The 5,597-nt window shown below is 62.8% G+C and carries 6 protein-coding genes; 3 read left to right on the top strand and 3 right to left on the bottom strand.

What is annotated here, in order from left to right:
• The first annotated feature begins 383 nt into the window (after positions 1 to 383).
• Both VEK15_10590 and VEK15_10585 read left to right on the top strand, forming a co-directional pair.
• Positions 384 to 710, top strand: a complete 327-nt coding sequence (locus VEK15_10590) for a hypothetical protein (GenBank protein ID HXV61132.1) — start codon at positions 384 to 386, stop codon at positions 708 to 710.
• Positions 694 to 1,149: a type II toxin-antitoxin system VapC family toxin gene (locus VEK15_10585; GenBank protein ID HXV61131.1), complete on the top strand. Its 456-nt coding sequence runs from the start codon at positions 694 to 696 to the stop codon at positions 1,147 to 1,149. The genes VEK15_10590 and VEK15_10585 overlap by 17 nt, the downstream gene beginning before the upstream one ends.
• A 45-nt stretch (positions 1,150 to 1,194) precedes the next feature.
• Here VEK15_10585 and VEK15_10580 read toward each other — a convergent pair whose 3' ends face one another.
• The 3 genes from VEK15_10580 to VEK15_10570 are packed head-to-tail and all read right to left on the bottom strand — an operon-like array spanning position 1,195 to position 5,096.
• Positions 1,195 to 2,199 (bottom strand): amidohydrolase family protein, encoded by a 1,005-nt coding sequence (locus tag VEK15_10580; protein HXV61130.1) that lies wholly within the window; start codon positions 2,197 to 2,199, stop codon positions 1,195 to 1,197.
• 9 nt (positions 2,200 to 2,208) lie between these two features.
• Positions 2,209 to 4,086: a TRAP transporter fused permease subunit gene (locus tag VEK15_10575; protein HXV61129.1), complete on the bottom strand. Its 1,878-nt coding sequence runs from the start codon at positions 4,084 to 4,086 to the stop codon at positions 2,209 to 2,211.
• Positions 4,083 to 5,096 (bottom strand): TAXI family TRAP transporter solute-binding subunit, encoded by a 1,014-nt coding sequence (locus VEK15_10570; GenBank protein HXV61128.1) that lies wholly within the window; start codon positions 5,094 to 5,096, stop codon positions 4,083 to 4,085. The genes VEK15_10575 and VEK15_10570 overlap by 4 nt, the downstream gene beginning before the upstream one ends.
• A gap of 54 nt (positions 5,097 to 5,150) precedes the next feature.
• Here VEK15_10570 and VEK15_10565 point away from each other — a divergent pair.
• Positions 5,151 to 5,597: hypothetical protein (locus VEK15_10565; protein ID HXV61127.1), on the top strand; the 447-nt coding region annotated here is incomplete at its 3' end.

Raw genomic sequence — 5,597 nt, 5'->3', positions numbered from 1 at the left:
AAGAGCGGTCTTCGCCGAAGAGTCGATCGCGGGCAGGAGAGCGGTGCAAGAGGCTCTCCTTTCTGGAGAAGGGGCATCGTTGCGGCGTGCGGCTTCTTGGGCTCGACGAAGGCCATCAGGTGTGTGTGTCTTTCCACGACCGCACCAACGGCTGCACGTATGATGCCCATTCCGGAGTTGATGAGGACCTCGTTCGAGGCGATCCAGCCGAAAGGTGTGGGAAAGCACAAGCCGCCAGGACGAAGACATCGAGATAATATCTTGCGATCGCGGCGAACATCGTCGCCCAACGGGCGAAGGGTTCAAGAGCCCCTTGCAGGAACCCGCAGCCGGACCAATGAGTCGGGCGCGACACCTTAGCGCTTTAGTGTTACTCTGGGTTCATGGAGAAGCAACGGAAGGATGGCGCGCGCCTCAACATTTACCTGCCCGATCGGGCGATGCGACGGCGGGTGAAGTCCGCGGCCGCGAAGCACGATATCTCGATTTCGGAATACTGCGTTCGAGCGATCGCGACCCAGCTTGCCAAAGAGGCCCAAGGGATGATCGACGAAGAACAAGACCGGGCGAGCAGGCTTGGTGAAGCCGTGCGGCGAGCCCGCCGCTTCCAGGCTACGGTCTTCGGCGGGAAGGTCTTCCAGGTCAGCTCGGCGGAGCTGATCGAAAACGCGAGGGGCGAGCGAGGTGTCCGTAGTGGAAGTCGTCGTTGACGCGAGTCTGGCGACGATGTGGTCGGTGCCCGAGCCACTGAGCGAGGCCGCGCTTCGCCGCGCCTCGCGGTGGGCCGAAGAGAATACGCGCATGATGGCTCCCTGCCTCCTGGTGGCGGAGGTGACGAACGCCATCTACAAGCGCGTTCGCCGCGCGGAGATGGATCTGAGCACGGCGCAAGCCGCGCTCTCCGTCGCTCTCGCGTTTCCGATCGATCTCGTCGAGGAGGCGAGCCTCCCTTCACGCGCTCTGGCGCTGGCGGACGAGCACCGTCGCCCGAACACCTACGACTGTCACTACCTGGCGCTCGCAGAACGCCATCGATGCGAGCTCTGGACCGGGGACGAGCGCTTTTACAATTCAGTTAGAGAGCGGCTGCCCTGGGTGAAATGGATTGGAAAAGTGGATGGGGAGTCGCCCGCAGAGCAGACTCGTTAGCCAAACCCGACCCCATCGCGAGCCTGAATAACCTCAGACGACCCATCATATCTTCAGACGAAAAAGCTTCCGCGCGTTTTCCTCGTAGATTTTCTTGCGAGCGCTCGCGCCGATCTCCATGGCCTCGACCGAGGCAATCGTTTCCCGATAGAGTCTCTCCCCCATCCGATCATCGTATGGAGCATCGGTAGCGAAGAGCATGTGATCCTCCCCGAAGAAGGCGAGAGCGCACATGAGAGCGGCCGTGTTTCCCTGGAGCACGGTGTCGCAGTAGAACATCCGGTAGTAATCGAGGGGCTCCCTCTCGAGGTTCCGCCCGTCGCTCTGATAGCCCATGTGGGCGCGGTGCAGGTCCCAGGAGAACTCGGCCCGCTTGTGAAAGTACGGGATCATTCCGCCGCCGTGATGGGTGAGCACTTTGAGTGTCGGAAGGTCCACGAGGACGCCGAAAGCGAGGCGGGCCATCGCCACCGAAGTAGCGTAGGGCCAGCCGAAGTTCGTGTACACGAGGTATTTGGATTTCTCCTCTCCGGGGTAGTCGGGCGTCTGGTCGGTTCTTCGCGGGTGGAGGACGACCGGCAGATCGTAGGACACCATGAGCTCGTAGAGCGGCCGAAACTCGGGGGAGTCGACGGGTCTCCCGTTGACATCGGTGAATATTTCCACACCGTGGAAGCCCAGCTTCTCGATCGAGCGCTCCGATTCTCTCAAGGTCGCCTCGATGTCGTTCATGGGAAGGCACGCGACCGCGCCAACGAAGCGATCGGGATATTTCCCAACGAGATCGGCCATTTCGTCGTTGGCCATGCGTGCGAGCTCTACCGTGTCCGCGGGCTTCGTGATGCTCTCGATGTTGGGCCCCGCGATTGTGAGGAGCTGCACGACGTCGGGGAACTGGTCCATGACCCGAAAACGCGCGTCGAGGTCGTGGAGGGCGGGCACCGCGCTCGAGTACTTGCGGTACTGGGAGCTGAAAGCGGCGCCCGCTCTGCGGTTCCTCTCCTCGAGATACCTTGCCGGCAGAACGTGAGCGAAGACGTCGATCTTCATGAGATTATCCTATATCTCGACGGTCCGCATCGAGACCTGCTGCCGCACGAGAAGCCCCGCGATGGCAGCCGCTCCGGCACCGATCGCAAGAGGGCTTCCGACGATGAGAGAGACGGCGGCGGCCCCGAGAAGTCCTCGCTGCCAGCCGGTGAGCCGGGCGCGCAGGTAGCCGACGAGAGCCGCCGCCACGGCAAGCATGGCAACGGCCGCGACAAGGCAACGCCACAAAATCTCCCCCGGAGCGCCGATCATCAAGAGCTCGGGGTGGTAGCAGAAGATGAAAGGGACGGCGAACAGGCCGATCCCGAGCTTCATCGCCTCGAAGCCCTGTCGCCAGATGTCGACTCCGGAAAACGAGGAGGCGATATAGAGGGCCCCTCCTACCGGCGGTGTGATGACGTGGCTGATACCCCAGTAGAGCACGAAGAGATGCGCCGCGATGACGGGAACGCCGAGCTCGGTAATGGCCGGCGCCACCGTGGTGGCCAGGAGCACGTAGGAGCCGATCGCCGGTACGCCCGTTCCGAGGAGAAGCGAGGCGAACGCCGTCAGTGCGAGGAGCAACAGCAAGTGCCCTCCCGAAGCCTCGACGAGCAGGATCGCGCCGCGCAGCGTCGCCCCGGTGATAGCGAGACTCGTGATGAGAATCCCCACGGAGCCGCAGATGATCCCGATGACGAGAGAGGTTCGAGCGGCTCTCTCGAAGGCGCTCACCAGCCGGGTCCCGGTGAATCGCGTCGACTTCCAGGGCAACGTCACGAGCAGGAGCGCCCCGATCGCATAGAGGGCGCTCTTGCCCGGAGGATAACGAAACACCGCAAGGGTGATGACGAGCACGACGAGGGGAACGAGAAAGTGCCAACCTTCGGCAAGGGTCTTCGATAACGGGGGAAGCTCCGATTTCGGAAGCCCACGGAGGCCGGCGCGGCGGGCCTCGAGATCCACGAGCGCGTAGAGGCTTCCATAATAGAGGGCGGCGGGAATGGCCGCGGCGAGGCAAACCTGAAGATAAGGGATATCGAGAAACTCAGCGACCAGGAAAGCGACCATCCCCATCATCGGTGGCAGGAGGATGCCGCCCGTCGACGCGACCGCCTCCACCGCGCCCGCGAAGGCCGGGCGGTAACCGGACTGCTTCATGAGAGGAATGGTAACCACGCCGGTCGTCGCGACGTCGGCGGCCGCGCTTCCGCTCACCGTGCCGAAGAGCCCGCTCGCGATGACCGCAACCTTGGCCGGCCCACCTGGCAAATGGCCGGCAACGGAAAGGGCGAGATCGATGAAGAACTTTCCCGCTCCCGAGACCTGCAGGAACCCTCCGAAGAGAACGAAGACCACGAGGATTCGGGTCCACAGGCTCATGACGCTGCCGAAAATCCCCTCGACCGAGAGATACAGCTCGCCGATCACGCGATCCAGCGAGTGTCCGCGCCCGTAAAGAAATCCGGGAAAGCGATCCGCGAAAAGCGCGTAGAAAATGGAGACAAGCAGGAGGACGGGCAGCACCGTGCCGGAGACCCGCCGGGTGCCCTCTAATAAAACGACGATCGTGGCGATGCCCATCAACATCTCGAGCGGTCTGGCCTGGGGAGCCGCCGTCTGAAGCTCGATGATGCGCGACGTCGGGGCGATGTAGAGACACCCGATCACACCGATTCCCATGAGGACGTAGTCGTACGTGGGGACGGGACCCACATCGGTCCTTCGGGCGCGTGCGAGGAGAAAGGTGAGAACGATGATCCCCGCGAGGCTCACGGCGCGATGGCTCTCCTCGAGCACGAAGAAGTAGCGAGTCGAGAAGGCACCGAGGAGATAGGCGAGCTCGTAGAGAAAGTAGAAGACGACGAAGGCGCTCGTCCCGCGAGACAGCCTGCGAGGTGCGCTCATTCGCTCGGGGAAAGCTCGTCGAGAAGACGCTCCTGCATGGCTTGGGCCTCGTCGGACCACACGCCGCGGTCCCGGTAGAAAAGAATGGCACCCGGGTGGTAGGGGACGATCGAGTGGAGTGCCACCGCGCGGTCGATGTGCATATCGCGAAGCGACGGATGGGCCTGAGCGAACTCGTCGAAATGATCGTAGATCGCTTCGAGAACCTGGTACACCACGTCGTCTTCGAGATCGGCTCGTGCCTGGAGCGCGGTGCTCGCGGCGAGCACGGGAACGTCCCGGGTCACCATGCCGCCGTTGTAGCCTTTGGGACAGACGGCGGGATAGACCGAGGGATATTTGCGGTTCACTTCGAGGGCACAATCCTCGGGGATATCAAGCATCTCGAATCCGACCGAGCTATGGAGGATCTCCATGGCCTGATACTGCGTCGAGCAGGAGTAGGCGTCCACCCGCCCTGCCTTCAGCGCTTCGGCCCGATCCTCCGGCGACGGCGAGGGGATCGAGACGATCGTGTCGTGGAGCCCGTAACAGTCGAGCACGTGCTTGGCCGCCCAGTAGAAGACTCCGCTGCTCTTCGTATCCCACATCACCTTCCTGCCCGCGAGGTCCTCGAGCCGCGAGATTCCGGAGCGGGGGCTGGTGAAGAAAGCGAACATGATCTCGACCCCGGCGGCCACGACACGGATGGGAGTGGGCCCCACGCTCTCGTAGTACTCCGCGCCCCGGTTCGCGAGAGCCATTTCCGCCTGGCTCACGAAGATGAAGTCGAGCTCCCGTTTCTGGAAGAGAGGCATCGCCGCGACGTGCGATTTCGTCGGCTCGACGAAGGCCATCAGCGGTGTGTGTTTTTCGACCATGGCGGCAACCGCCGCCGCCTGTACGTACTGAGTCCCCATCCCGGAGTTGATGGCGATCTCGGTACGGGGCGATCCGTCGGGCGAACGCGGAGAAGCACAGGCCGAAAGGAGAATCGTCGAGACGACCGCTGGAAAAGATCGTCGCGCCATCACGCGAACATAGTCGCCCGCCTGCAGTTAGGTCAAGTTAGGTTACCATGCGCCATGATTCGATCGAGCTCGCTTGCCGGTTCCTTGCTCGTCGCGAGTCTCGCTGTCTCACAGCCCGACTCGGGCGCCGATCTCGTTCTGCGAAACGGCATCATTCTCAAGATGGACGACTCGCGCCACACCGCCGAGGCCATCGCGATCGACGGAGAGCGTATCGTCGCCGTCGGTTCGAGCGCGGATATCGAGAGGTGGATCGGCCCCGTGACCCGGGTGATCGACCTCGCGAGAAAATCCGTCATACCGGGCCTCAATGAGACCCATATCCACGTTCGCGACCTGGGCTTTCAGCAGCATTACGCCGTCAATCTCGAGGAGGCCCTCAGCATCGAAGATGTGCAGCGGATGCTCCGCCTGCGGCTCGAAGAGCTCCAGGCCGCGGGAAAGCTCGGGGGATGGCACTATCCTTCGACGGGCGAAACGGGTCCGTGGCTCTTCGGTCTC

It is taken from the genome of Vicinamibacteria bacterium (genome assembly GCA_035620555.1).
Taxonomy (GTDB): domain Bacteria; phylum Acidobacteriota; class Vicinamibacteria; order Marinacidobacterales; family SMYC01; genus DASPGQ01.
This window is presented reverse-complemented; position numbering and strand designations above follow the sequence as displayed.

Coding starts and splice junctions, on each gene's coding strand:
- VEK15_10570 (HXV61128.1), bottom strand. CDS start 5,096: ATGGCGCGACGATCTTTTCCAGCGGTCGTCTCGACGATTCTCCTTTCG.
- VEK15_10590 (HXV61132.1), top strand. CDS start 384: ATGGAGAAGCAACGGAAGGATGGCGCGCGCCTCAACATTTACCTGCCC.
- VEK15_10575 (HXV61129.1), bottom strand. CDS start 4,086: ATGAGCGCACCTCGCAGGCTGTCTCGCGGGACGAGCGCCTTCGTCGTC.
- VEK15_10580 (HXV61130.1), bottom strand. CDS start 2,199: ATGAAGATCGACGTCTTCGCTCACGTTCTGCCGGCAAGGTATCTCGAG.